This window comes from Rhodococcus sp. FH8, from assembly GCF_019266085.1.
Classification (GTDB): Bacteria; Actinomycetota; Actinomycetes; order Mycobacteriales; family Mycobacteriaceae; genus Rhodococcus_F; species Rhodococcus_F qingshengii.
Window position 1 is genome coordinate 616623 of the sequence record NZ_LPNQ01000080.1, and the last position, 25007, is coordinate 641629.

At 61.1% G+C, this 25007-nt stretch carries 23 protein-coding genes and 3 pseudogenes; 15 read left to right on the top strand and 11 right to left on the bottom strand.

What is annotated here, in order from left to right:
• Window positions 1-86 precede the first annotated feature (86 nt).
• Both ATN38_RS29485 and ATN38_RS29490 read right to left on the bottom strand, forming a co-directional pair.
• Entirely contained in the window at window positions 87-860 is a 774-nt protein-coding gene (locus tag ATN38_RS29485) for a VOC family protein (RefSeq protein ID WP_042452552.1), read from the bottom strand.
• Window positions 861-1123: 263 nt separating this feature from the next.
• Entirely contained in the window at window positions 1124-2068 is a 945-nt protein-coding gene (locus ATN38_RS29490; protein ID WP_218749250.1) for an alpha/beta fold hydrolase, read from the bottom strand.
• A 219-nt stretch (window positions 2069-2287) separates the two neighbouring features.
• Between ATN38_RS29490 and ATN38_RS29495 the strand changes: the two genes are divergently transcribed.
• A complete protein-coding gene (locus ATN38_RS29495) occupies window positions 2288-2425 on the top strand; it encodes a hypothetical protein (RefSeq protein ID WP_003945592.1) in 138 nt (45 codons plus the stop codon).
• On the opposite strand, the gene ATN38_RS29500 is transcribed toward ATN38_RS29495, so the two are convergent.
• Window positions 2407-3168 carry an SDR family NAD(P)-dependent oxidoreductase gene (locus tag ATN38_RS29500; protein WP_042452547.1) on the bottom strand — a complete coding sequence of 254 codons (762 nt, stop codon included), beginning with the start codon at window positions 3166-3168 and terminating at the stop codon, window positions 2407-2409. The two genes, ATN38_RS29495 and ATN38_RS29500, sit on opposite strands and share 19 nt — an antisense overlap.
• A gap of 203 nt (window positions 3169-3371) precedes the next feature.
• Here ATN38_RS29500 and ATN38_RS29505 point away from each other — a divergent pair, with 203 nt between their 5' ends.
• Window positions 3372-3533, top strand: a complete 162-nt coding sequence (locus ATN38_RS29505) for a hypothetical protein (protein ID WP_161120888.1) — start codon at window positions 3372-3374, stop codon at window positions 3531-3533.
• A gap of 106 nt (window positions 3534-3639) precedes the next feature.
• Here the strand turns inward: ATN38_RS29505 and ATN38_RS29510 are convergent, their stop codons facing one another.
• Window positions 3640-4485 carry a hypothetical protein gene (locus ATN38_RS29510; RefSeq protein WP_042452544.1) on the bottom strand — a complete coding sequence of 282 codons (846 nt, stop codon included), beginning with the start codon at window positions 4483-4485 and terminating at the stop codon, window positions 3640-3642.
• Window positions 4486-4593: 108 nt separating this feature from the next.
• Here ATN38_RS29510 and ATN38_RS29515 point away from each other — a divergent pair, with 108 nt between their 5' ends.
• The 3 genes from ATN38_RS29515 to ATN38_RS29525 all read left to right on the top strand — a co-directional run bounded on the left by ATN38_RS29515 (window position 4594) and on the right by ATN38_RS29525 (window position 8402).
• Window positions 4594-5829 carry a cytochrome P450 gene (locus tag ATN38_RS29515; RefSeq protein ID WP_161120887.1) on the top strand — a complete coding sequence of 412 codons (1236 nt, stop codon included), beginning with the start codon at window positions 4594-4596 and terminating at the stop codon, window positions 5827-5829.
• Window positions 5826-6389, top strand: a complete 564-nt coding sequence (locus ATN38_RS29520; RefSeq protein WP_054826166.1) for a TetR/AcrR family transcriptional regulator — start codon at window positions 5826-5828, stop codon at window positions 6387-6389. Before ATN38_RS29515 ends, ATN38_RS29520 begins: the two co-directional genes overlap by 4 nt.
• A gap of 99 nt (window positions 6390-6488) precedes the next feature.
• The gene (locus ATN38_RS29525) at window positions 6489-8402 is read left to right on the top strand and encodes an alkyl/aryl-sulfatase (protein WP_042452537.1); all 1914 of its coding nucleotides are present in this window, start codon (window positions 6489-6491) and stop codon (window positions 8400-8402) included.
• A gap of 34 nt (window positions 8403-8436) precedes the next feature.
• Here ATN38_RS29525 and ATN38_RS29530 read toward each other — a convergent pair whose 3' ends face one another.
• From ATN38_RS29530 to ATN38_RS29540, 3 genes are read right to left on the bottom strand one after another with little or no spacing between them, the layout of a single operon-like run.
• Window positions 8437-9057, bottom strand: coding sequence for an L-threonylcarbamoyladenylate synthase (locus ATN38_RS29530; RefSeq protein ID WP_003945756.1), 621 nt, complete (start codon window positions 9055-9057; stop codon window positions 8437-8439).
• Between the two features lie 26 nt (window positions 9058-9083).
• Window positions 9084-9509, bottom strand: coding sequence for a MerR family transcriptional regulator (locus tag ATN38_RS29535; protein WP_042452532.1), 426 nt, complete (start codon window positions 9507-9509; stop codon window positions 9084-9086).
• A 35-nt stretch (window positions 9510-9544) separates the two neighbouring features.
• Complete coding sequence (locus ATN38_RS29540; protein ID WP_202426971.1) at window positions 9545-11044, bottom strand: SulP family inorganic anion transporter; 1500 nt, start codon at window positions 11042-11044, stop codon at window positions 9545-9547.
• 297 nt (window positions 11045-11341) lie between these two features.
• Here ATN38_RS29540 and ATN38_RS29545 point away from each other — a divergent pair, with 297 nt between their 5' ends.
• The 4 genes from ATN38_RS29545 (at window position 11342) to ATN38_RS29560 (ending at window position 14912) form a co-directional block, all read left to right on the top strand.
• The gene (locus tag ATN38_RS29545; protein ID WP_042452527.1) at window positions 11342-12556 is read left to right on the top strand and encodes an Ig-like domain-containing protein; all 1215 of its coding nucleotides are present in this window, start codon (window positions 11342-11344) and stop codon (window positions 12554-12556) included.
• Between the two features lie 55 nt (window positions 12557-12611).
• On the top strand, window positions 12612-13730 hold the full coding sequence (locus ATN38_RS29550; protein WP_218749219.1) for an Ig-like domain-containing protein: 1119 nt from the start codon (window positions 12612-12614) through the stop codon (window positions 13728-13730).
• 289 nt (window positions 13731-14019) lie between these two features.
• Window positions 14020-14388, top strand: a complete 369-nt coding sequence (locus ATN38_RS29555) for a hypothetical protein (RefSeq protein ID WP_003945774.1) — start codon at window positions 14020-14022, stop codon at window positions 14386-14388.
• A gap of 353 nt (window positions 14389-14741) precedes the next feature.
• Entirely contained in the window at window positions 14742-14912 is a 171-nt protein-coding gene (locus ATN38_RS29560; RefSeq protein ID WP_007734610.1) for a hypothetical protein, read from the top strand.
• A 16-nt stretch (window positions 14913-14928) separates the two neighbouring features.
• On the opposite strand, the pseudogene ATN38_RS29565 reads toward ATN38_RS29560, so the two are convergent.
• Window positions 14929-15201: pseudogene (locus tag ATN38_RS29565) on the bottom strand (HNH endonuclease family protein); the annotation flags it as partial.
• 192 nt (window positions 15202-15393) lie between these two features.
• Between ATN38_RS29565 and ATN38_RS29570 the strand changes: the two are divergent.
• Genes ATN38_RS29570 through ATN38_RS29580 form a run of 3 tightly spaced genes read left to right on the top strand, consistent with a single transcriptional unit; the run spans window position 15394 to window position 19138 of the window.
• Window positions 15394-16569, top strand: coding sequence for a tyrosine-type recombinase/integrase (locus ATN38_RS29570; RefSeq protein ID WP_021334719.1), 1176 nt, complete (start codon window positions 15394-15396; stop codon window positions 16567-16569).
• Complete coding sequence (locus ATN38_RS29575; protein WP_080656790.1) at window positions 16562-18721, top strand: site-specific integrase; 2160 nt, start codon at window positions 16562-16564, stop codon at window positions 18719-18721. The genes ATN38_RS29570 and ATN38_RS29575 overlap by 8 nt, the downstream gene beginning before the upstream one ends.
• Window positions 18722-18739: 18 nt before the next feature.
• Window positions 18740-19138, top strand: coding sequence for a DUF6262 family protein (locus ATN38_RS29580; protein ID WP_195792046.1), 399 nt, complete (start codon window positions 18740-18742; stop codon window positions 19136-19138).
• A gap of 31 nt (window positions 19139-19169) precedes the next feature.
• Here ATN38_RS29580 and ATN38_RS33140 read toward each other — a convergent pair whose 3' ends face one another.
• Window positions 19170-19937, bottom strand: coding sequence for an HNH endonuclease family protein (locus tag ATN38_RS33140; protein WP_195792047.1), 768 nt, complete (start codon window positions 19935-19937; stop codon window positions 19170-19172).
• Between the two features lie 80 nt (window positions 19938-20017).
• A pseudogene (locus ATN38_RS33005) lies at window positions 20018-20188 on the bottom strand (HNH endonuclease); the annotation flags it as partial.
• 116 nt (window positions 20189-20304) lie between these two features.
• On the opposite strand from ATN38_RS33005, the gene ATN38_RS29590 reads away from it, so the two are divergent.
• Genes ATN38_RS29590 through ATN38_RS29600 form a run of 3 tightly spaced genes read left to right on the top strand, consistent with a single transcriptional unit; the run spans window position 20305 to window position 24211 of the window.
• Window positions 20305-21411, top strand: coding sequence for a tyrosine-type recombinase/integrase (locus tag ATN38_RS29590; protein ID WP_047269064.1), 1107 nt, complete (start codon window positions 20305-20307; stop codon window positions 21409-21411).
• Entirely contained in the window at window positions 21408-23615 is a 2208-nt protein-coding gene (locus ATN38_RS29595; RefSeq protein WP_058037609.1) for a site-specific integrase, read from the top strand. Before ATN38_RS29590 ends, ATN38_RS29595 begins: the two co-directional genes overlap by 4 nt.
• Window positions 23612-24211 (top strand): DUF6262 family protein, encoded by a 600-nt coding sequence (locus ATN38_RS29600; RefSeq protein ID WP_047269065.1) that lies wholly within the window; start codon window positions 23612-23614, stop codon window positions 24209-24211. Before ATN38_RS29595 ends, ATN38_RS29600 begins: the two co-directional genes overlap by 4 nt.
• Window positions 24212-24257: 46 nt before the next feature.
• Here the strand turns inward: ATN38_RS29600 and ATN38_RS29605 are convergent.
• A pseudogene (locus ATN38_RS29605) lies at window positions 24258-24962 on the bottom strand (HNH endonuclease family protein); the annotation flags it as partial.
• Window positions 24963-25007 lie beyond the last annotated feature (45 nt).

Genomic DNA, 25007 nt, shown 5'->3' on the forward strand with positions numbered 1-25007 from the left:
GTGTTCAAATCTGTGCGGTCAAATCCGGACTTTCCAGATGATCAGCGCGCAGAGACCGCGGACCGGTGCGGCCTCCGCGCGGAGATTCATTCCATGATCGTGGAGATCTGGAACTTGGCACCTAGTGGATCGGCCACCGACGCGAGACGACCGAAGGGCGTGTCCTCGGGATCGCGCAAGACGCTGCCGCCGAATTCGACGACCTTGGCGACGGCCGCATCGGTGTCGTCCGCCCCGAAGTACACCTGCCAGAACGACGGCGCCTCTGCCGGGAGGAACGAGCTGGCATCCATCAAACCGGCGACGACGGTGTCACCCTGCTTGGCCTGTGAGTACCGGAACTCGTCGCTGTCACCGATCGACTCGTAAGTCCAGCCGAACACGTCGGTGTAGAACGGCAGGACCGCGGCGTAGTTCTTGGACAAGGTCTCGTGCCAGACCGGCGCTCCGGCCTCGCCGACCAAACCGAAGCCGTGATGCTGATCTGCCTGCCAGATGCCGACGACGGCACCGGCCGGATCGCCCACGATCGCCATGCTGCCCTGAGGACCGACCTGCATCGACGGCATCATGATCGTTCCGCCCGCGGCTTGGGCCTTGGACGCCGACGCTGCCGCATCAGTCGAGGAGATGTAGGTGGTCCACACGTTGCCGTAGGGGTTTCCCTCCTGCTGGGGTCCGAGCCCGGCGATGGGCTGCCCGTCTTTGCTGAAGATCGCGTAGCCGCCGTACTGCGGGTCGTCGTTTGTGTCAGCCTGCCAGCCGAACACGTTGGTGTAGAAGGATTTGGCAACCTCGGTGTCGGAGCTGGTGAGGTCGATCCAACAGGGTGTTCCGTCGAGCGCTGTGCGTGCGGGCATCTGAAAACTCTCCTTAACCGAAACGGATACACAAGCAGGGGACGCGGAAATGCTTGGCCGAGGAAGGCCTGAATCTCACGCTACGCGCGTACCCCGACACATCCCCAGGGTTCGAGAGCTTTGGGGTATGTGACCGTTTCGCGTTCCCCGGTGGACCGGACCTGCCAACGCAGACGACCGCCGAATCGTTCTTGATACTCCGAAGTTGATGGGGCACTTGCTCGATCGGCGAGGCCGTTCCGCGGGTGTAGTGCCGGTACGTGTCAGCTCCTGATCAGCCCCGTGCGATCGAGCCACGCGAGCGCATGACGGGTGAACTCGTCCGGAATCTTCAATTGTGGGGTGTGGCCGGTGTCGCCGAGAATGATGGTGGTCCAGTGTGGATGTGCAGCAGCGGCTGCCCGTGCGGCCTCGACCGGGACAAGCCGATCGCGATCGCCGTGCATCAGGAGCGTCGGAGTCGTGATCTCTCGCAATGTCTTTCGATAGGAGGCAGGACGGGCGAGGGTCATCAGCAGTGACCGTGCTGCCTGAAGGAATTCGGCATCCTGGGTAGGTTCGTTGCGGCGAATCGCCGTCAAGGCAGCGCCCGCGTCGAGGACCGCGGGGTCGGCTCGCGTCGGATCGGCAAAACACAATCTGGTCATCTGAGCGGCCAACTGCCGGTCTGACATCTTTCGGCGTCCGAAGCCGAGAACCTGCTCACCGACGTAAGGCATCGAGTAGAGCGCGAATTGGGCGGCGACGGTCAGATCGGGAAGTTGGACGGGCAGGGGGAGCGCCGGATCCACCAGCACCAGGCCGGCGACTGATTCGGGACTGGCATGGGTCGACATTGCCGAGACCATTCCGCCCATGGAATTGCCGAACAGGACGGCGGGCTCACCCACCACTGTGTCGAGAAAGCGATTCAGAAGTACTGCGTTGGCGTCGACGCCGGTGTGTCGCCCACGGGCAGAGGTGAGTCCGAATCCGGCGAGGTCAAGTGCGTACACGCGCGTGCGCGCCGCCAGCGCCGGTGCCACCCGCACCCAGTTCAGGTGCGAGCCGCCCAGACCGTGAACGAGCACGATGGGCGGCGCTCCGCTGGGACCGCCGAAGTCGATCCAGTGAACGTCACCGCCGAGATCGGTGATGTTGCTTGTCCCGCCCCACGGGTGTGTGAGGGTGCTTCCGTCGGTGAGTTGGGCCGAAACAGCGGATTCCATACCTGCCAGGATGCACCGAGGTGTCGTCGTAGTCACGCACGCGTTCCGGTTCGGGATCCGAATATGTGTCATCGATCACGGATTCTCAAGAAGCTCAGGAAACGGGCAAAACGGAATTTGACTGGTGTTCAGCACTTTTCGAGGCTGTCGCCGCTTTCCGACGGCCGTGGCGCGCGTCCGGCGGAGGTCGGTTCGGGCATACTGAAAACCATGTGGTGGATGGTCGGGCTCATAGTGCTGGCCGCGCTGGTTTTGGCATCCGTTCTGGTCGGTTTCGTTTTCCGCCGCCCGATCGCCGAAGCCAAGTCGGCGGTGCTTGCCTTCGACGACGCCAGCTCTCAGCCCCAGCGCGACTGACCACCGTCGAGCGGAATTGTTGCTCCAGTCAGATACGCGGCATCCGGGCCGACCAGGAAAGCCACCGCGGTTCCGATGTCCGTTTCGCAGTCGCCGATCCTCCGTAGCGGAATCCCGGCAACAAAGGCGGCAGCCTCTTCCGGGCGTGCATCTGCCCACCGCTGCAGCCCCGGCGACGACGCGTGGGGAGCAACCGCGTTGACCCGGATCCCGTCGACGCCCCATTCGCATGCTGCCGCGCGACTGAGGGCTCGGACGGATTCCTTCACGGCCGCGTAGCCGCCGTAGCCGGCAGCGTCCCAGCGGACGGCCACGGAGCTGACCATGTTGATGATTGCCCCGCCGCCGCGCTCCTTCATGAACGGGTAACAGGCTTGCATGGTTCGCAGAGTCGCGACGGGGCCGGACGTCAATCCGTCGGCAAGGCGCTCCGGAGTGAGGTCGAGGACGTTGCCGAGCGGGTTGAGGCTGGCGTTGTTGATCAGAATGTCGACGCCGCCGAACAGTTCCACCGTTCGCGCCACGGCTCCGGTGATGGAATCCGCGTCGGCGATATCCATGAGCACCGGTTCTGCACGGCCTCCGCGTTCGGCGATCTCGTTACATGTGACGACGAGTTTCGACTCAGTGCGGCCCGCGACCGCGACGGAAGCGCCCTCCTTGGCGAGCGCAAACGCAACTCCCTGGCCGACGCCTTGCCCTGCGCCAGTGATCAGGGCCACTTTTCCATCCAACTTGCCCACTGCTGTTCTCCTGCTCGTCATTCAACGGTTCCCGAAGCGTTGTCCGAATCGCGCATTGTTACTCGTGGGTTCCCGCTGGATGAGATGTGAGTTACGTCCCACTCAGTGGCGCCGCTTCAAATTTCGGTCGTCTTACGTATATTGTGAGCGCCGTTACACACCGTACGCGCGGACCGCGTAAATACCATGATGAGGAGCTAGACATGGCACAGACTGGAAGTATGGATCCGATCACCGCAGGCAACCTTGCTGACGGCGCAAAGATCCTTGCGGGACTCGCAGGCATCATCACCGGCATCGCAGCTATCGCGACGTTCGCTGGTGCAATTGGCAACGCTGGCAGCACCGCCGCACCCAAGGCTTGATCTGCAAGTTTTACGCTCCTTTCGGCCCGTGTCCTGAAGGTATTGCCTTCGTGGACGCGGGCCGGAGGTCTATCTGTACCTGAATACCTGTGTCATGCAGGCACATTCATTCTTGTGATGTGTCGATCGTCGCCGGCACATCCACGCCTTCTTCGTAGACCTGGGGTCCGAAGTTCGGCAACGGAGTGTAGTCGAGTATCGCCTCCGAACCGCGGTAATGGCGGAAGTAGAAGAGCGATCTGTCCGGCCGCACCAGGCTGTCCGGTTCGCTTGTCTTCCATCCCCAGTGGACGTCTGCTCGCAAAATCTCCGACAGCCTCAGTATGTTCTTGCAACCATGGCTCTGTAGCCCAAGGCATTTCAATTCCTCGACGTCTCGCAATTGCCCGTCGCGCGTCCACCTGGATTCGTAGACCAGAGCATCGAGAACGACGCGGTGCGAACCCGCTTGAGTAACGCCGGCAAGTAGAACCTCCCAGTCCAATCCTGGTGCGTGTTGGAGGTATTCGTCGGCGTCGATGAATGCTGCCCATGCCACGGTGTCGCGGTACCGGCTCACGTAATCGACGTACGCCTCTACCTGTCCGTGCACGATCCGACCGTCCGCGTCGCGCGGTTGCCAGTCGACGATCGTCACCGGAAGGTCGTGCAGTTCTTTGCGGAATGCGACCTGAACTTCACTGTCCGACATCGATCGGGTGAAGGCGCCGTAAGAGTTGCCTCTCTTGTCCTCGCTGCGGCCGTGCCAACGGTTGAGGCTGAATGCGCTTGTCTTGCGGGTGGACCCGACGGAACCGGTGTTGTCGTAGAGAACAACCTCCCAGCCTTGCTCGATGTGGTGCAGGCACCAGTCCCTGATGAAGGGGAGATGTTCGCGGGGGAGCAGGACCGCAACCACGGCGCGGCGCCCGGCGTCAGAGCTGTTCGGATGATTCTTCGGATCCGTGATCACCCGACACACGATAGTGCTCTGCGTGGATGCGAGTTACTCAATGCTGCTCGTGGGAACGGTTGATCGTAGAACGTTGACACATTCGGCTATTTGTCTCATAGTCGAGTCATGACAACTTCTGTGTCACATTCGCCACGGTTTGTACCTTCCACCGGGGAGTCCTGGCGTTCGCCCTGGGCCATGTACGACGCATTGCGCGAGAACGACCCGGTGCACAACGTTGTGCCGGAAGCTGCGCCGCAGGACGACTACTGGGTGCTCACCCGTCACGAAGACGTCTACAACGCCGCTCGCGACTACGAGACGTATTCGTCGGCAAAGGGATTGACCACTGTCTACGGAGAACTCGAACAGATCGGGATGCAGGACAATCCGCCGTTCGTGATGCAGGATCCGCCAGCGCAGTCGGAGTTCCGGCGCATGGTGTCGAAGGGTTTCACTCCGCGTCAGGTATCGGCGGTCGAGCCGATGGTTCGCGAATTTGTCGTCGAACGTATCGAGGCGCTGAAAGCGCGTGGCAGCGGCGATATCGTCGTCGAGCTCTTCAAACCGTTGCCGTCGATGGTTGTCGCACACTATCTGGGTGTGCCGGAATCGGACCGTGACCAGTTCGACGGCTGGACCGAAGCCATTGTCGCTGCCAATTCGGCAGGTGGCGTGGCCGCGGCAGCGACGACGGCGCAGGCCGCCACCGGTGAGCTGATGATGTACTTCGCTTCGCTGATCGAACGCCGCAAGGTCGAACCGGGTGACGACACGATTTCGCACCTACTCGCCGCTGGACTCGGTGAAGACGGCGACATGTCCGGCCTGCTGTCGATTCTGGGCTTCGCCTTCACCATGGTGGCCGGTGGAAACGACACCACGACAGGAATGCTGGGTGGTTCGGCGGCGATGCTGACCGAACGCCTCGACCAGCGTCAGATCCTGCTGGACGATCCCGCATTGATCACCGACGCGGTCGACGAGTTGCTTCGACTCACCTCACCGGTCCAAGGACTGGCACGCACCACGACGCGAGATGTGGCCTTGGGTGGCAAAGTGATTCCGGCAGGACGTAAGGTTCTGCTGATGTACGGTGCGGCCAATCGTGATCCCGAGAAGTACGGACCCGACGCGGCGGAGTTGGACGTCTTGCGTCGACCGCAGAAGATCCTCACCTTCAGCCATGGCGCCCACCATTGTCTGGGCGCATCGGCAGCTCGAATGCAGGCGCGAGTTGCTTTGGAAGAGTTGCTTTCCCGGATTCCCGACTTCCATGTCGACATCGACGCGATGCAATACGCGCCGGGCAACTACGTGCGCCGTCCGCTCTCGGCTCCGATGTCGGTGACTCGGCCATGAGCAACGACTGGCTCGGCGAGGGGCGCGCCTTGGCGGCAGCCGAGAAAATCCTCGACAGCGCGGCACAATTATTCGTCGCGAAAGGCGTCAACGCGGTCGGTATGGCGGAGATAGCCTCTGCTGCAGGATGTTCCCGGGCCACCTTGTATCGGTACTTCGAGAATCGGCAGGCTCTTCACATTGCGTTCGTTCACCGCGAAGCTCGCAGGCTGGGAACTGCGATCGCGGAATCGGTGGCGACCATCGACGATCCGAGTGAGCGTCTGGAGACGGCCATACTCACTGCAGTGTCCGCGGTGCGTAGCACTCCGACGTTGGCTGCATGGTTCACCCCGGGTGATGCGAGTCTTGCCGGTGAACTTGCCAATTCATCCGACGTCATCAACGGACTTGGTGTCGCGATGCTCGGTGAACTCGGAGCAGGCACAGCGTCGCGGGCGCGCTGGATCGTGCGAGTGATTCTCTCGCTGCTCATGGTGCCGGGGGCGGACGAGAACGACGAGCGGACGTTGGTGCGTGAGTTCGTCGTTGCGCTGTTGATTGCTGGACGGGCCACCTGATCATCCCTTCCGGGTGATGCGCGAGGGCTGCGTGGGGATCGAGGATGAACCGATATCCCGACACAGGTCACCGCGAGTTCCCGAGGAGCGTAAGAGAAGATGACTACACCGTCCGAACTCGACCCCAAGCCCGCCACCGAAGCGACTTGCCTGGCAAATGCCCAGGTTCTCCGTGACCTTCCTTTCGACGACACCTTCGACTTCGAACTGATTTCTCGAGGTCTCGTGGCACCGCTCATCGATGGCGGACTGGTCAAAGGTGACAAAGGGCAGTTCATCTTCTCGTACGACGCCTACGGGTTCGCCGACGGCGATGCACCGGATACCGTCAACCCGAGTCTGTGGCGCCAAGCCACTTTGATGGGAAAGGGCGGTGGACTGTTCAAGCTGGCTGATCGTCTGTACCAGGTGATCGGCCAGGACTTGTCGAACACGACGATCATCGAGGGCGACACCGGGTTGATCATCGGTGACACTCTGATGTCCGCGGAAACAGCCGCTCTCGCGCTGGAGTTGTACTACCAGCACCGCCCGAAGGTTCCGGTCAAGGCAATCATCTTCACGCACTCCCACGGCGATCACTTCGGCGGTGTCAAAGGATTTGTCACCGACGAAGAGATCGAGTCCGGTGCCGTAAAGGTCTACGCACCAGACAGTTTCACGGAGGAAGCGATTTCCGAGAACGTACTTGCCGGCACGGCGATGACACGTCGCGGAATGTACATGTATGGATCGTTCCTGCGTCCGGGGCCACAAGGGCAGGTATCCGGTGGTCTCGGCCTGTCCACTTCGCACGGCACCTCGACGTTCGCCGTGCCTACCGACGTCATCACCGAACCGGTGCACGAAGAGGTCATCGACGGTGTGCGCGTGACGTTCATGCTCGCGCCGGGAACCGAAGCGCCATCCGAAATGCTCTTCTATTTACCAGATTTCAAGGCGCTCGGGTCAGCTGAGGACGTCACGCACACGATGCACAATCTATACACGTTGCGCGGCGCCAAGACTCGCGACGCCAAAGCGTGGTCGCACTACGTGCGTCTGGCAATGGAACTGTTCCCCGACGTCGAAATCATCTTTGCGCAGCATCATTGGCCCACGTGGGGCAACGACAAGATCTTGAAGCTGATGTCGGATCAGGCAGATCTGTACAAGTATCTGCACGATCAGACGTTGCGCCTTGCCAACAAGGGACTGACACCGGTAGAGATTGCCGACCAGATCGAGGTACCCGACGCGATCGGAAAGCAGTGGTACAACCGTGGGTACTACGGCTCGCTCAGTCACAACGTCAAAGCGATCTACACCTTCTATCTCGGTTGGTTCGACGGCGTTCCCGCTCACCTAAATCCCCATCCGCCGGTGGAGAACGGCAAGCGCTACGTCGAAGCCGTCGGCGGGCCGGACGCACTTCTGACCAAGGGCAAGCAGGCGTTCGACGACGGAGACTACCGCTGGGCCGCGGAGTTGGTGAACCATCTGGTGTTCGCCGATCCGAGTAATCAGAAAGCGCGAGAGTTGTTGGCGGACACGTACGAACAACTCGGCTACCAAGCCGAGAACGGTACGTGGCGCAACTTCTACCTGGTCGGAGCGATGGAATTGCGGCATCCGCTGACGCCGATGCCGTCCAACAACCCCACTGGCCCGGCCGTGGTCGCAGTGATGCCGCTCGAGCAGATGCTGGACTTCTGGGCAGTTCGCCTCGACGGTCCCAAAGCGGCCGATGTAGACCTGTCGTTGCGATTCGTGTTGTCGGACACCGCGGACAACGTCCTGGTCACAGTGCGCAACGGCGTGCTGAACTACGACATGGACAAGGCAGATGTTTCGGCCGCCCTGACTCTGACCTTGACCCGTGCCGTGTTCAACGAGGTGTATCTCGGAACGACCTCGCTCACCGAATCCATCAAGGCCGGAACGGCAAAAGCTGTGGGAGATCAGTCCGAACTGGAGACGTTCATCTCGCTGCTGGAGGACTTCGATCTGTGGTTCGATATCGTCACGCCGTGACTGGCCGACTCCATGATGTGGCCCGGGCGGGGGATCATTCGAAACGAGAAGGATCTCCCGCGCCGACCCGCACGATTTCGGGAACACCGGACGAATAGTCGACGACTGTGGTGGGTTCGGTTCCACAGTCACCCGAGTCGATGACGGCGTCGAGTTGGTGGTCGAGTTCTTCCTTGATCTGCCAGCCGTCCGTCATCGGTTCCTCGGCGCCGGGCAGGAGAAGGGTGCTGGAGAGGATGGGTTCACCCAACTCTTGCAAGAGTGCCCGCACTACCGGGTGGCTGGGGATACGCACTCCGACGGTCTTCTTCTTGGCGTGTGCCAGCCGACGCGGAACTTCCTTCGTGGCGGGAAGGATGAACGTGTACTGCCCAGGCGTAGCCGCTTTCACCGCGCGGAACGCCGAGTTGGTGACGTGGACGAAGTGCCCGAGCTGCGCGAAATCGGCACAGACCAGCGTGAAGTGATGGTCCGAACGCAGATGACGGATCTCGCGGATCCGATCGGTGCCCGAGTGATTGTCCATTCGGGCGCCCAGGGCGTAGCAGGAGTCGGTGGGGTAGGCGATGACCGCGTCGTTGCGCAGCATTTCGACGATCTGGCTGATCGCGCGCGGCTGCGGGTTTTCCGGGTGAACGTCGAAGTATCGGGCCATCAACTCAGCTTAGTTCAGCTTGCAGATCACGAATGCCGTTCACCGTTGAGACTGTGGTCGGCGAGCAAACCCGTCAGCTCTTCGGCGTAGGCGAGTTGCTTACGTAAGTGTGTGCAGCTTTCTTCCGCCCGGGTGTGGCAGTCGGTGACGAATTCGGTTGCAGCGGTGCGCGTTGACGCGTCCGAAGCTTCGTCTCTGAGCACTGCCAGAGAATCGAGAAGTTGTTTCATTTCTTCGAGACTGAATCCGAGCGGCTTCATTCGTCGGATTACCAGTAGCCGTTGGACATCGGCCTCGGTATAGAGGCGGAATCCTCCGGCGCTCCGCTCGGACGGAGTAACCAGACCGACCTCGTCGTAATGACGAATCGTCTTGATCGACAGTTCGGTGCGTTCGGCAACCTGTCCGATCTGCATGTTCGGCCCTTGGCCCGCATGTTCCGGCTCAGACATCACTCCCACTTTCCTCGCGCTTGGCTTCCATACTCTCAGTGACCGTCACCCAGGCGACCGGACAGGCGCAGGTGGCGCTCGGCCGATGCGTCGTCGAGCCCCACGATCTCGACATTCTTGCCTCTGGCCGCGTACTTGGTGGTGATGGCGTCCAGTGTCGCGACGGTCGACGCGTCCCAGACATGAGACTCGGACAGATCGATGACAATGTTCTTCGGGTCGCCGGCGTAGTCGAACTGGTAGATCAGATCGTTGCTGGATGCGAAGAACAGTTCGCCTCGAACCGCATAGACACGGGTGTCCTCGTCCGGATGCGCGACGTCGATCACTTCGGTGAGATGCGCGACGCGGCGGGCGAAGATGACCATCGCGGTGATCACTCCGATGATCACGCCGTAGGCAAGATTGTGGGTCGCGACGGTGACTGCCACGGTGACCAACATGACCGCTGTCTCGCCGATCGGCATGCGGCGCAGGGTCTTCGGATTGATGCTGTGCCAATCGAAAGTGCCGACCGAGACCATGATCATGACGGCCACCAATGCGGCCATGGGAATCAACGCCACGACATCGCCGAGGCCGACCACGAGTATCAGCAAGAACACGCCCGCCAGGAAAGTCGAGATTCGAGTGCGAGCGCCGGAGACCTTGACGTTGATCATGGTCTGGCCGATCATCGCGCACCCTCCCATGCCCCCGAAGAAGCCGGTGACGATGTTCGCGACGCCTTGGCCCCACCCTTCTCGGGTCTTGTTCGAGTGAGTATCCGTGACGTCGTCGACGAGTTTGGCCGTCATCAACGATTCGAGGAGTCCGACGAGCGCCATGGCCAATGCGTACGGCGCAATGATCGACAGTGTGTGCATGTCCAGGGGGACGTCGGGGAACAGTAGCGTCGGTAGGCTCGACGGAAGCTCGCCCTCGTCGCCGACGTTGGGGACATCGAACGCGAAAACGACTGTGGCGGTTGTCAGTAGAACGATTGCCACCAGTGGAGCCGGGACGGCGTTCGTCAGTTTCGGCAGGAATACGAGTATCAGAAGTGCGACTGCAAGGAGTGGGTAGACGAGCCACGGAACATCGATCAGGTGGGGGAGTTGGGCGATGAAGATCAAGATGGCGAGTGCGTTGACGAATCCCACCATGACGCTGCGCGGAATGAAGCGCATCAACCTTGCGACGCCCAGGAGGCTCAGCACGATCTGGAGAAGGCCGGCCAGAAGGACTGTCGCAATCAGGTAGTCGATTCCGTACTCGCGCGTCAGTGGAGCGACGACCAGTGCGACGGCGCCGGTAGCTGCGGAGATCATTGCGGGTCGTCCGCCGACGACGGCGATGGTCACTGCCATCGTGAACGACGCGAACAGTCCTACGCGCGGATCGACGCCGGCGATGATCGAGAACGAGATCGCCTCGGGAATCAGTGCCAACGCCACGACCAGTCCGGCCAAAACCTCCGTTTTGAGACGGTGAGGTGACCGGAGCGCGGCCCGAACCGAATTGTCGTTGGTGGATGAAGCGATGGTTACTGCCATGAGATTCCGTCCTGACGAGGTTCTCATACTCTACCCTCCTGTAAGGGTAGAGTATGAACGGAGTTCTCACTACGGCGCGGATTTCGGTCGAATTGCGTTTCCCCGCAGTGAATCTCGAATCGCGAGATTGATCGAGAGGGGCAACGCTCGCGGTGGCGGTCAGATGTGACGACCAGTAACCCTTACCAAGTATTTACCTACTGTGTGGTTTTTGTTTATTGAAAAAGGGTCAACTCGCGCGCTGGCTCCGTTACAGTTCGGCGGCAAACGTCAATCAGGTTGTTCCGAGAGGACATCATGTCAAAACGCCTACTGAATGCTGCGCTCCTTACCGGCCTCCTTGCCGGTGGAGCCGCTGTGGCCGTGATTCCGGCAACCGCGGCGCCCGTTGCAGAAACCACGTCGACAACGTTCCAGGTCACGTGCCGCGCAGTTCCGAGTGCGTTCTCCGGTCCTTCGTCAGACGGAAAGCCTGCTACGGTGCGGGTTTCGGCTCCTGCGGTAGTCGCGCCAGGTCAGGTCTTCGACATCGACGTGGATCCGGGTAGCGTCCAGATCCCGAACGATGTGAGCGGCGCAAGCGTCAAGAAGATCTCGCGTCTGAAGATTGATCTGCCGATTCCGACCAACGCGGAGTTCGTTTCGGCGACGGTCACCGATCCGGGCAATGTTATTGCCGGGAAACCTGCTTCGGTGATTCGTGTCAACGAAGACGGCACTCCCGCAGCGGACGGTCCGATACTCCGGTTGTCCGGCGCAAACGAAGCGATCGGCAACAGTCCGTCATCGTCGTCGGGTGCGCACGGCGGGCTTGCGATCAATGCTCAGTCCGGAGCCGAGACCAACATCGTCTTTCCGAAGATCAGAATCACCGTGAAAGCCGGGCCTTCCGGCGCAGTCGACACCAATGTCCGGACTTCGGGTGCTGCAGGTACTTTCGGTGGGCCGGAGTCATTTTTGACCTTCCTCCCTCAGGTCAGTCACTGGCTCGCGGGAACCATCTGGGCGCCCACATCCTGCTCGCCGCGCGACGGTGAGACCGGCCCCCTCAATGCCGGTGCCGGCGCCCTGGCATCCACGAAGATCGACGGGGACCTGGGGCCCGTTGATCCTGAGCCAGGCGCGGACATCGTGACTAAGCTCGAAGGACCGGCCACCGCCGCGACCGGTACCAAGGTGTCTTTTGCTTCTCACGTCGATCCGGAAAACGCAACGGGAACAGTACAGTTCATGGTCGACGGCAAACCCGTCGGTGACCCGCGGCCGGTGGTTCGTGGTATTGCGCGCCTGGATCTGACCTTCGGTAAGGCGGGTACCAAGTCCGTGACTGCAGTATTCACCGCCACCGGAGACGAGGCGAAGTACACGTCGGCGGCACACGTACTCACGGTGACCGGTGACACCACAGGTCCGGTCGATCCCGACCCGACCGATCCGGGCACTCCGGGTGGTCTCGGCAGCCTCGAGTCCGTTCTGCCGCAGTTGCCGACGGGTTCGCTCGGTGGCAAGTGATCACGGTCCTACCTCACTGAACTTTCAATGGCCGAGTTCTTCTGAAAGGCAACACATGAACCCCCGCACTCTGGCAGTTTGCGCTGTCGTACCAGCACTCGCGGCCGGACTCCTTGCTGTGTCCGCGCCGGTGGCAGCGGCTTCCGATACCGTGACGCGGACAGTTTCCTTCGAACACAAGTGCCGGGTCGACGGCGCCACCGATTGGGATTCGTCGTTCTCCGACAACATGGAGGTAACGGCGCCCACGTCCGTGCGTCCCGGCGAACAGTTCACAGTGAAATTGCATCCAGGCACCATGCGTAGTTCGGATTCGGACACCGGTCGTATCAAGTACGACATCGCACTACCGCAAGGGGCAACCCTGGTTTCGTACTCCCTCGTCGGTGATTCGTCGTCCAACTTGACCGGCGAGACTGCGGTGCTGCTCCGGGTGGGCGCAGACGGAAACGCAAACCTGGCGGGTGAGTACCTGCGAATTACCGGTACCGGCAACAAGACAGTCAACGACGGTCCGAGCGCGAACGACAACAAGCCCAAGGAAGGGCTGCAAGTCAAGGCGAACACGGACTTTCGTCTGCCGGCAGTCGAATTGAAACTCGAAGCTCGGTCCGACGAGGGAAATGCGACGACGCACCTGCGCGCCGGGGCGACGAGCCCGAGCATCAAGATCAAAGACACGAGCATGAGTTTCGGTGAGTCCCGGTGGGTCAATGCCGCTGGGTATTGTGTTGCTGCGGGGGAAGGACGCAACGCCCTCTCGACTACCGAGGTCTTCACGACCAACCAGACCGAGACGATGGTCGCTGTCGCACTGGAGGCACTGACGGGCGAAGACGTCAAGATTGCGGCGAGTATCGACCCGAACCCGGGTGAGGGACCGGTCGAGTTCTTCGACGGCGATACGAAGATCGGCAGCGCCACAGTCGATTCCAATGGCCATGCAGAACTGGTCTGGCCGTTCCGCGACCAGGGCGAGCATCGCATCACCGCAAAGTTCTTGGGTACCAAGAAGTTCAGTTCTTCGGAATCTGCGGACAAGACCGTGACCGTCACCGTGCCTGGTGTCATCGTCGTCGAGCCGGTGGATCCGACGGAACCGGAAACTCCTGGTGGAACCGGAAGCCTCGGGGACATCTTCTCGAAGCTGCCGACGGGCTCACTCGGAGGCTGAGTCACCCAAACGGCAGGGGAGCGTCGACGTTTCGGCTCGAATGCGGGTGTGTGATCGAATACTGGAATGACAGGTTCGAATCATGCCGAGAGCCGCAACGCCGGCGTTCCCAGTTTTTCTCAATGGGAGTCTCCGTCACGGAAATCGGGCCAGAACCACAAAAAGGTAGCTCACCAAAACTCGTGCCCTTTTACTACCGTTAGTTGAAGAACTGCGCGAACCGCGGGTTCTTACATCAACAATCCTTCGAACTCGCCGCTGCGGTTCAGGTATGAACAAGGTAGGGAAAATGCGCAAGGTTAGTTTGCTCGCGTCCGCTGCAGCAGTAGCTGTCGGTGTGGCAATGATCGGGACGTCTGCGGCCTCAGCAGCGCCGGGAACGATTCCCGGTCACGGGCTGTTCGACGTGCCGTGGGAGGTGTTGCCGGGAACCTACACGACGTCTGGGCCCGTATCAGCTGACATGCCGTGCATATACGGCCGAGCAAAAGTCGACGGCGATGGTGAATTGAATGTCCTCGAGTTCGAAAGCACCCTCGAACCGGCGACAGTCACGATTCTCTTGACGGATTCTCGCTTCACCACCGCATATTGCTCTGATTGGAAGCGAGTGTCGTCAGTCGGATCGTTGGATCTCGGATCACTTTTCGGGTCATAGACGTCGCCGCTCTGATTCCAGATGGGCCTCTGGCCGTGGCCACGGACCTCTGCTATCTCGGCTAACGCTCGCCTCGCGGATGTGCTCGTTCGTCTCGAGTTTCCGACCACTCGTCGCATGAGTCCATGACCAGGGACTTTAGCCCTCGGTAATTACCTACCAATCGGTATATTCTGCGAAGGTACGGACTTCGTGAACCGATGTGAGTTGGCTCCGGGGGACGTGCCGGCCTCGCAGGACCGCCCGCAAAGTCAGCCCGGTGAGGCCACCGGAGTTCGCGCATTTCGACAGATTGCCGCTGGGTCCGTCCGCTACGAGGGGAGCGGACGGACCTGACAGCACGAGAGAGTGCCATGCCTGAACGTGGTCAAAGCAGAGTGGACGCGGGGATCATTGCCGTCGTCGCAGTCATCACCGGTGTGTTCGTCGCACTGACCGGTCACGGTCTGGTTGCAGCGCTCGCCACCGTAGTGGGCCTCGCGCTCGGAATGGCGATTGTGCGGTATCTGATCAAGGGCCGCTGATCACCGCAAGAGTTCAGCAGGTCGCGAGAATGTCTGCGATGGTGTCGTGTTCGGCTTGGGTGACCCACAAACCGTATGCCGCTTTGACTTCCACTTGAGCAGTCACGTACTGGCAGCGGTAGGCCTTGTTGGGTGGCAGCCAGGTCGCCGCGTCGGAATCCGACTTCTTCTGGTTCGTGGGCCCGTCGACAGCGCGCAGGTTTCGAGGGTCGTTGGCCAGATTGGTTCGCGTCTGTGTATCGAGCTGTTGTGCGCCCTTCTGCCAGGCGTCCGAGAGTGCGACTACATGTAATCCGTAGCTAGTAGGTAGTGCCGTTGACATCATCCTGGGCTTCCTTCCACGGATTCGGGATATGTGGGCGACGGTGTTATCTGCAGGCAGCGAGGTACGCCGATGACACCGCCGACACGCACCGTTCGGGTGCATCGAATCAGGCAGGGTCGGGCGTAGCTTCGAGTTCAGGCGAACGGGAGCGGGCTGATGGCTACAGCGCAACGTGTCACTCTCAGCGACGGTGCAACGACCTGGACGGTGATCGACAGATCGTTCGGTCTCGTTGAGCCGGTCGAGGCATACCTCGAGTACGGGCGGCAAATCGACTTCCGGCCGAACACGACCCGCGCCTACGCACAGAGCCTGGCCCAGTGGTGGTCGTTCCTGGAAGTGACCGGCACATCGTGGGATGCGGTGAAGCTGCACGACTTCGGCGACTTCATCTCTGCCCTGCGCTACGGCGAGCTGGACTCGCCGGTCCGCGAACTCCGCCCCCGACCGACGCTCAGCGACAGCACGGTGAACCTCCGCATGCGCGCGGTGATGAGTTTCTACCGCTACCAGGCCGACAGCGGAACAGACGCTGCGCCGTTCCTGTGGAAGCAAGCCCAGGTCCGATCGGGCCGCTACCTCTCGTTCCTCGAGCACGTGGCCAGGCGAGCGCCGCAGAAGCGCGCAACTATCCGAATCCGCGCCGCCCGCAAGGCCATCCCGGTTCTGACGCCGACCACGATCGACGCCCTCCAAGATGCCGAGGCCAGCTACGACCCGGTGCTCGAGGAGTGGCGAGGTGACCTGCGATATCGGTTCCTGTGGGCAGTCCTGGCGGAATCGGGCATGCGGATCGGTGAAGCCCTCTCGTTGCAGCACCGCGACTGGATCACCGGGATCGGTGGCAAGAGCGCCCGGGTCGCGATCGTGAGCAGGGTGCACCCGCACGGCCTGTCCGCCAAGTCCGGGGAGCGCGAGGTCCACATCGGGTCGCGGCTCGATCGGCTCTACGCCGACTACGTGTGGTGGCTGTGCGATCGAGGCGCCGATGTGGCCCTCGATGATTGGGACAGCAGCTACATCTTCTGCAACGTGATGCGGAACCCGCTGTTCGCGCCGCTGCGCACCGAGTCGGTCTATGCGCACCTGCGCTCGATGAAGCACCGCGACAACGACTTCCCGAACCTGATGACACCGCACTGGTTTCGGCACACCCACGCCACTGCGCTGTTGCTGGCAGGGAGCCCCGTCCACACCGTCAGTCGCCGCCTCGGCCACGCGAGCGTGCAGACCACGATGAACATCTACGGCCACGTCACCGAGGACGCCGAGCTGGCCTCGGTAGCGAACTGGCGCGAATACGTCGCCGGATGGGAGTATCCGAATGCTTAGCCCAGCAACAGATCCCGCAATCACGTCCTGGTCGCGCAGCCCCAAGAGACTGCACCAGATCGATCCGGGCTTGGCACTAGCGGACATGTTCGACCTCACCATCGCCCGCAGGCTCTGGGACTCTCTGCCCGAAGAATGCCGCAGCGATCACTTCGACAAGAAGACGATGCCGGCGCACTACCGACCGGCGATCCGCGAAGTAAACGTCGGTGGGGGCTGGACCTCCTGCTACCTGAACTTCCGCGGTTTGCCGGAGCCGATGACCTGGGAAATCGCCTGGATCATTCATCGGCGTATCGAGCTGGGTCACTTCGTCCGCGTCATCGAGACGAATGCCGTCTTCACCCTGCTGCGCGCCGCGATGCATCACGACGACGAGTGCCGGTCGGCGCAATCGCTGCTGCACCGTTCGCCGGACGAGTGGGTGAGATCCGCACGGAAGGCTCAGATGCGCGGTGAGAAGATCGGCGAGTCTGCGTTCAAAGGCGGCACCTACCGCCTCGGGCACATGGCCGCCGTGCTCGGATACGCCTATCACCGCGGCCCGTGGTGGGAGCTGAACGTCTGGAACCCCAGCCTCGACCCGAGGGTGCCCCAACGCGACCACGAACCGCAAGGTCGCACGACCATGCACTTCACCAACCTGACCAGCATGTGGTTGCGCGAGGGAGCGAAGTACTGGCTCTCGGCGGGCCTGACCACGGAAAGGTACTCGTGGAGCACGATCAAATCGCGCCTGGACGCTCTGAAATGGCTGCAACGCTACATCGACACCACCGCCGATCAGGGCCCGTGCCTGACAACCGATCCACACCGCCTGCGGGGCTTCATCCGCGGCTTCTGCGACCTGCTCCTCGCACACCGCATCGAGTCCGGGGCGCGCGCGGGCAAGCCGCTGGCGACGAACCCACGCCGCCAGATCATGACCGCGATCGAACAGTTCTACCAGTTCATGTATGACCACCGGGACGAAGCCGCCACCGAACTCGGCATCAGCGCCTGGGCCACTCTGCGACCCGAGCACTGCGTGCTCTTCCGCCCCGAGGACAAGCCCCGCCTGGCCAACGTCAAGGCAGACGGCATGGTCCTCGAAGACGATGTCATGGCGCAGATCGCCGAAGGCAGCGGCCTGCTCGCACAGCCCGTGAACGAGGGCGGACTCGGCGACCTGCAAGCCTTCCACATCATGATGCTTCTGCTGCGCACCGGACGTCGCGCCAACGAGGTGCTGATGATGGACTTCGACCCACTCGAACCGATCCTGCGCACGCGCACAGACAGTGATCCTGACAGCGCGGGATTCGTCGCCCGGATGCGGTATCAACAGACCAAGATCGAATCGAACCTCGCACCCACGATCCCCGTGGACGAGGAGATCGTCACGATCATCCGAGCCCAACAAAAGCACGCCCGAGAAATGATGGCACACTTCGGAAACCCTGACGTCACGCCAAAATACCTGTTCCTTCGCACGACCCGAAACCGACTGGGCGACAAGCCTTACCCGCTTCCGACAATGCATCTGCGGTTCAGCAGACTCACCAGCCTGCTCAACATCAGAGACTCCGTCGGACGTCAGGTCGCGGTCTCCAAGACACACCGCTTCCGGCACACCGCCGCGACCAACCTCATCAACGCCGGAGTGCCGCTGCACGTCGTGATGCGCTACTTCGGACACATCTCTCCGGACATGACCTTGCACTACGCCGTGACCTCCGCTCAGACCATGGAGGAGGAATTCCTCCGATACAAGAAAGTCACCCGCGACGGCCGCACCGCCTCGATCGACAGCTCCGACCTCTACGACCTGATCCAGCTCGACAAGCGAGCCGACCGCATCCTCCCCAACGGCTGGTGCACGCTCCCACCGAAACAATTGTGCGATAAGGGAAACGCCTGCCTGTCCTGCTCGAAATTCGTCACCGACTCCACTCACGCCCCGCAGTTGCGGACCCAACTCACCGACACGGAAACCCTGATCGAACACCGGCAAGCAGTGTTCACCGCGAAGTACGGCGCCCCGATGGACGAGACGAACATCTGGCTGCACGGCCGCCAAATCGAGGTCGACTCGCTCAACCGGATCCTGCTCTCGATCAACGACGTCTCCGCCACCGACAAGGCCGTTCGCGGCCCCGGAACCACCATCTAGAGCAAGGAGAACCAGCCCGTGCCCGAACACCTCACCGCCGCAGCGCGAGCGCGCCACACCGAGACCAGAGCGCGCGCGGAAGCGGCGCTGCTGGAACTCAGCAATGCAGGCGAGCCGGTCACCTTCGCGGCCGTCGCTCGCCGCGCCACGGTCTCCACCGACTTCCTCTACAACCAGCCCGACCTGCGCACAAAGATCAACGACCTCCGCACCAGGCGCCCGCACCACCGAACAACTCCGGAACAGATGACCGAACCCGAACGGCAGTCCGCATCGTCCGCGGTCAGAGCACTGTCCTCGCAGCTCAAGGAACTCAAACGCCGGCACGCCGAAGAGCTCGGCGAGCTGCGCAAGGCGCTCACGGTCGCCCACGGCGAGAACCTCGCACTGCGGCGACGACTCGCCGACTCCCGCTAGCGCCCTGAGGGTAAGCGATTTCGCTGCTCGTTCACGAAACACGACCCGCCGCCTCGGCATTGGAGGGAAGCGCCTGGCCGGGACACGTCGACAGGACGGCGGCGATCGTGTCTTTCTCCGCCTTGGTCACCCACAACCGATACCGGAGTTTGACCGCGACCTGACGGGCCACATAAGCACAACGGAACGCCTTGTTCGGCGGCAGCCACGTAGCAGCATCGGAGTCACTCTTCGCCGAGTTCGGGGCCTGCGTGGTAGCGATGAGATTCAGCGGATCATTCGCCAGATCAATCCGCTCGGCGGCAGACAACTGCTGCGCGCCCTTCTGCCACGAATCACCAAGAGCGACTACATGCTCGATCGGGACAAGTGGCGAAGTCGTCTCCCCGCGAACGAAATCCACCGTGGTCCCGGTATACGGATCGTGAAGGACTCCCGACTGCACCACGCACGGCGGCGCGGCCACACCCGAGCGGCCCTTGCACATGACGTCCACGAGGTCACGGGAGAGTATGTCCTCACGAGTGCTCAGCGAGTTCCCGCCCCACATAACGGTGTTCGTATCAGTCCACGCGACCCCGAACTCGCTGCGCGCATACCCCGTCTTCGGCGCACGACCCTTCACCGCAAGCTGCTCCAACGCGGACAGTGCCTCATCGACCTGCGCACCAGGCGCAGAAGTTCCCGACACCGGAGCGGCGAATACCAACCCACCATCAGCAGGAAGGACCGAGCAACCAGACACAGCGACAACGAACGCCGCAGCCACCCCCGCGACCCCGCTCACGCTCTGGCACATCACAAGGCCACCACAGCACTCAACGGCATGTCATCGACACAGTGACCAGCAGAAAGAGGAAGACTCCTTGACAAAGCTGCTGATAAGACATGATCGATCTGGACTGCAGAAGACGTGTCCTGGCCGCGGGTGAACGCGATGGTCTTGTTCGTGTACGGGTCACGGAGCGTACCGGTTTGGACCGAGCAGCTTTTGGAGCCGTCCTTGAATGTCAGGTCGGTGAGGTCACGCCGCAGGATGTCGTTGCGAGTTATCTCTAGCGCCGCATCAGGATGAAGGCACGGTAGGCACGGCGTGTCGGTCGCCCTGTCCCTCATGGTTATCTAATAGCGTCTATATCACAGGTGGGACAGCCATAGGAGTGGCGATGTCGTGTGCTGTAGAGAAGGTCATTTCACCGACGACGGGGCAGTCGGGTTGGGTGATCGTGGACGAAGAATCCATGCGCCCGGTCGCGGAGGCTTCCGAGTGGGTGCTGTTCATGCAAGGCGCCGGAAGGTCACCTCAAACAATCCGCGCATACGTTCCTCGGGTCTGTTGGTTCTTGAACTGGACTGCCGGTCGCGGACTGGATTGGCACGAGATTCGTGTAGGTGAACTCACTCGTTTCAAATTCGCCGTCGAACACACCCCAACCGTCCACTACCGGCTGCGCTCCGGCAGATCGGTCAACGCAGTGATGACCGCTGTCGTCGAATTCCTCAGGTTCTGCGGAATGCGTGGATTGGTCTCCGCAGATGTTGTTTCTGGGCTGTCCCAGCCCAAGTACCTGGCCTACGCACCCCGCGATTTCCACGAAGGTGAATCCGGTCAGCATCGGCTGATTCGTGCCAGAACCCTCAAAGCGCCGGAAGTCGTAAAGCCTCCGGAAATTATTACTGAAGAACAGTTTTCGCATGCTCTGAACTCCGCGAACACCGAACGAGACCGTTTTCTGGTGCTGTTGCTGGTTCGTTCCGGACTCCGAATCGGAGAGGCATTGGGTTCGCGCCGTAGCGACCTGCATTTCCTTCCGACCTCGGTTCATCTGGGATGCCAGGAACGTGGACCTCATGTTCATGTTGTTCGGCGTGAAGGCAATTCGAACGGTGCCCGCGCTAAAGGACAATCCCGAGTCGTACCGGTCAGCGACGAGGTGGTCACTCAGTATCGCGAGTACCTTCTCGAACGAGACAGCGTGCCCACCGCAATGACCTCGGACTTCGTGTTCGTCAACCTTCTCGGGCATCACGCCGGTTCGCCGATGTCGTATTCGAACGCAAAACAGATTGTGGAAAGGATCGGCAACCGTGCCGGTTTCCGATTGCGGCCCCATATGTTCCGGCATACGGCAGCCACAATCTGGACGCGCAACGGCACCGGTATCGACGTGGTTCAGTCGTTGCTCGGTCATGTGAGCCGAGCATCGACCGCGATCTATCAACACCCCGACGCGGAGGACCTGAGGGCGGCAGTGGAAAGAGTGGGCATATGAGCATCACCGCTCTACCCGTCGAGTCAAGAGCCCTCTCGACTGGAAACGAACAGACCTGGAAAGCGTGGTTGATCGAACGAATCGACCCGCAATGGCGAGTCGCGGAATGGGATTCACGCCGACAGGTATTCACCGGAGACGTCGACAACGAAATGACAGCGGTCTATCTGTGCCGAGTCGACCGATGCATGACGGTCGTGGAAATCTTCGACCGCCGTTGCAGGCGGTGCGAACGCCACCGCAAGCTCAACGGGACCTCACCTTCATTCTTCGACCGGACATTCGACCCCGATTCGGTTCCACGAAGAGACGAAAAAGCCTTTTCGAAAGTCGATTTCGAACTCAGTGAGGTGAACGGCACTGTTGCGGCGGAGATTATTTACGGAGTGCAGCAGCGTGACCGTGATCAGATCATCTTGGTTCCGATGCGGATCCGCAGCATAGTTTCCCACCTCCCACCGGATTGTCGCTCACTGCTCGATGTCGCCGGAAATCGCCAGTTCGAGAAGGCACTCGGAGCTGCAGCCGGTGGTGTGTTCCGGTCGTTGGTCACACATCTGCAGCGGGCGCACGTCGTGTACTCCGGTACTGATCCCACCATGGCCGACGTGTGGAAACCTGCCGTCGTGGGCCTGCAAGCTGCTCCGGACCGGCGATACAGTGCGGCCGGTGGCGTTGTGGACTTCCGAGAGATCAGACAGCGATGGCTTCGAGAGATCACCAAACAATTCGGCCGCGAGGTACGCCCACCCGTGACGACACTGCGGCACACCGTTCATGCCGCCGAAATCGCTTCACGGCAACTCTCGCTGCGCACGAACGGCGATCACCCCGAACTACTCGACCACGGTGACATGAGCGCTGTCGTCGAGGGTTTCCGCACCAGCGCCGATCGAGAGGGCAAGCCCCATTCCTTCACCCATCGACGATCATTGCTCGGGTGGTGGCGCCGACTTCTCGAGTTCTCACGCCGCACGGGCGCAATGGATGACATCCCCGGCTCCTTCGCACTCGATCTGCGTTCGCACACAATTGCCCAGGTCGAGACCAGCGAGGACGACTTCGGACGCACGATCCCCGAACATGTCATCGCACAACTCGATCAACACCTCGAGCTGCTGGGTAGGCACTCCACGTACTCCGCGCCGGGCTGGAACCCTGACGACTACGCCATGATGTATCAGACGGTCTACCAGATCATCCGGGACACCGGTCGACGCCCGAGTGAGATCGTCGGGCTCAAACGCTCATGCCTGGACTGGGTCGACGGCAAGCCCACACTCGTCTACGACAACCGTAAACGTCGCAGAATGGGGCGTAGATTGCCGATCAGCACTGCAACGGCAACCGTGATCGACCAATGGCTCGACCACCTTCAATCGCTGTCTGTTCCGGACACACTGTGCGACTGGCTCTTTCCCACGCCGGGAACCCGCAACAACATTCGCCGCGGGCACTTGAGCGGTGCGCAGTTCGGGTCCCGGGCCTTCGCCATCTGGATCGATGCAATCCCGGAACTTGTCGACGAAAGACTCGACGATGACGGAAACCCAGCTCTCTACGACAGATCAATGATCACTCCTTACGGATTGCGGCACTCCTACGCTCAGCGGCACGCTGACAACGGCACACCGGTGGACGTCCTACGCGAATTGATGGATCACCGCAGCGTCGACACGACCATGGGATACTTCTCCGTCACACTCAAACGTAAACGCCAAGCCACCGAGGAGATTTCGAAGTTCGCGATCGACAGGCACGGACGACCGGCGGGATTCACGTCGGTAACGGAGTACGAGCGACAGTCGGTGGCCGTGCCCTTCGGAAACTGCACCGAACCCTCGAACATCAAAGCCGGCGGCCAACACTGCCCGATCCGATTCCAGTGCGCAGGATGCTCCTTCTACCGACCGGACCCGTCCTACCGGCCCGCAATCGAGCAGCATCTCGCAGAGCTGCGCACAGACAAAGAAACTGCAATCGCCACCGACTCCGCGTCGTGGGTGATCACCAACTTCGACGCCCAAATTCACGCGTTCACGGACGTCATCTCGTCGATGGACGCAATGCTTGCCGACCTGCCCGCAGACCAACGCGCGGTCATCGACAACGCCTCCCGCGAACTGAGGAAAGCGAGGACCGCAGCTGCCTTCATACCGCTCGAGTCCGTAACCACCCACACGAACGAGGACGAACAACGATGACTGCCGATGACCGTGACATACGAACCCAACGGCTCATCGCCTCCCGTCGACGTGACAGCGCTGACAAACAACGCAGAACGCTGACAGTCATCGCCGACCTCTCATCCGCTGGCGAACGCATCAACATCAGCGAAATAGCGCGTCGCGCAGGCGTTTCTCCATGGTTCATCTACAACACCGCAGCAATTCGAACCGCCGTCGAACGCGCCACAGAAGAGCACTCCCACACCGCCACCAGAAGCAGCGCCGGACGCACGTCCGCTACGGCGGACAGTCTTCACGCCGAACTGTTGATGGCGCGTGAGGAAGTTCGGGCGCTACGAACGGACCGAACCAAGCTCGAGACCAAAGTGCAACTACTACTCGGCAACCAACTCGAACACCTGCCGCACGACACACTGCTCGCCCGTATCCACGAGCTCGAACAGATAGCAGCCGAGCTGCGCTCGGACCTCGACTCCGAACGCAGACGCGCCGACACCATGACAACACGAACCGAAGAACTCCAGGACGAGCTCACCGCCGCCCGCGCCTCACTCAAAAGGATGGTTCAAAGCGTTTCTCCAGCACGACGAATCGAAGCAATCGGCACATAAGAACACACCCCAGCAAGCATCGGAATCTACGCGGAACTGTGAATCAACACGCGGACAATACGGCAGACATCGCATCCTTCTCTGCTTGAGTCACCCACAGGCGGTAGACCGACTTCACCGTGATCTGCTTCGAGACGTAGGTGCATCGGTACGCCTTGTTCGGGGGAAGCCAGGATGCGGCATCGGAATCAGACTTCTTCGCGTTCGTCGGTCCATCCACCGGGATCAGATTTCGGGGATCGTTCGCCAGATTCGTGCGCTCCTGAAGACTCAATTGTTGCGCACCCTTCTGCCACGAATCGCTCAACGCGACCACATGGTCAATCTGAACTGCAGTCGAAGTATCCTGTCCCCGAACAAAATTGATCGTCTTTCCAGTGTAAGGATCAGCCAACGTGCCAGAGAGAACAACACATTGCTTCTTTCCTTCTTTGAAGACCACGTCAGTCAGCCGCGAAGCCAACAGATTATTGCGCGTATCGCACCCGTCATGCCCGAACTCCACATCGACATCATCAGACCATGCCTGACCGAACTGATCTCTGCTGTAACCAGTTTTCGGAGCACGCCCCTTCACCGGAAGCGTCTCCAACAGCGCAACGGAAGAAGCCACATCAACATCGTGCTGACCAGGGCTATCCACAGACAACGATCCTGCTGGGATCACATCCGCCAACGTCGTACTGCAACCGGAAATCGACAACCCGACCAAGGCAGTGACGGCAACCAGGAGGGAACGGGAACGCACCAAGCGACTATGCAACGTGAAACTCCTAAATCATATGCAGTGCAGAGG

Bases quoted from the DNA above. Each gene is read 5' to 3' on its own strand.
- ATN38_RS29540 (WP_202426971.1), bottom strand. From the start codon at position 11,044: ATGGCAGTAACCATCGCTTCATCCACCAACGACAATTCGGTTCGGGCC.
- ATN38_RS29570 (WP_021334719.1), top strand. From the start codon at position 15,394: ATGGCTACAGCGCAACGTGTCACTCTCAGCGACGGTGCAACGACCTGG.
- ATN38_RS29515 (WP_161120887.1), top strand. From the start codon at position 4,594: ATGACAACTTCTGTGTCACATTCGCCACGGTTTGTACCTTCCACCGGG.
- ATN38_RS29495 (WP_003945592.1), top strand. From the start codon at position 2,288: ATGGTCGGGCTCATAGTGCTGGCCGCGCTGGTTTTGGCATCCGTTCTG.
- ATN38_RS29600 (WP_047269065.1), top strand. From the start codon at position 23,612: ATGACTGCCGATGACCGTGACATACGAACCCAACGGCTCATCGCCTCC.
- ATN38_RS29485 (WP_042452552.1), bottom strand. From the start codon at position 860: ATGCCCGCACGCACAGCGCTCGACGGAACACCCTGTTGGATCGACCTC.
- ATN38_RS29595 (WP_058037609.1), top strand. From the start codon at position 21,408: ATGAGCATCACCGCTCTACCCGTCGAGTCAAGAGCCCTCTCGACTGGA.
- ATN38_RS29530 (WP_003945756.1), bottom strand. From the start codon at position 9,057: ATGGCCCGATACTTCGACGTTCACCCGGAAAACCCGCAGCCGCGCGCG.
- ATN38_RS29535 (WP_042452532.1), bottom strand. From the start codon at position 9,509: ATGTCTGAGCCGGAACATGCGGGCCAAGGGCCGAACATGCAGATCGGA.
- ATN38_RS29575 (WP_080656790.1), top strand. From the start codon at position 16,562: ATGCTTAGCCCAGCAACAGATCCCGCAATCACGTCCTGGTCGCGCAGC.
- ATN38_RS29555 (WP_003945774.1), top strand. From the start codon at position 14,020: ATGCGCAAGGTTAGTTTGCTCGCGTCCGCTGCAGCAGTAGCTGTCGGT.
- ATN38_RS29545 (WP_042452527.1), top strand. From the start codon at position 11,342: ATGTCAAAACGCCTACTGAATGCTGCGCTCCTTACCGGCCTCCTTGCC.
- ATN38_RS29560 (WP_007734610.1), top strand. From the start codon at position 14,742: ATGCCTGAACGTGGTCAAAGCAGAGTGGACGCGGGGATCATTGCCGTC.
- ATN38_RS29520 (WP_054826166.1), top strand. From the start codon at position 5,826: ATGAGCAACGACTGGCTCGGCGAGGGGCGCGCCTTGGCGGCAGCCGAG.
- ATN38_RS29590 (WP_047269064.1), top strand. From the start codon at position 20,305: ATGTCGTGTGCTGTAGAGAAGGTCATTTCACCGACGACGGGGCAGTCG.
- ATN38_RS29550 (WP_218749219.1), top strand. From the start codon at position 12,612: ATGAACCCCCGCACTCTGGCAGTTTGCGCTGTCGTACCAGCACTCGCG.
- ATN38_RS29525 (WP_042452537.1), top strand. From the start codon at position 6,489: ATGACTACACCGTCCGAACTCGACCCCAAGCCCGCCACCGAAGCGACT.
- ATN38_RS29505 (WP_161120888.1), top strand. From the start codon at position 3,372: ATGGCACAGACTGGAAGTATGGATCCGATCACCGCAGGCAACCTTGCT.
- ATN38_RS29490 (WP_218749250.1), bottom strand. From the start codon at position 2,068: ATGGAATCCGCTGTTTCGGCCCAACTCACCGACGGAAGCACCCTCACA.
- ATN38_RS33140 (WP_195792047.1), bottom strand. From the start codon at position 19,937: ATGTGCCAGAGCGTGAGCGGGGTCGCGGGGGTGGCTGCGGCGTTCGTT.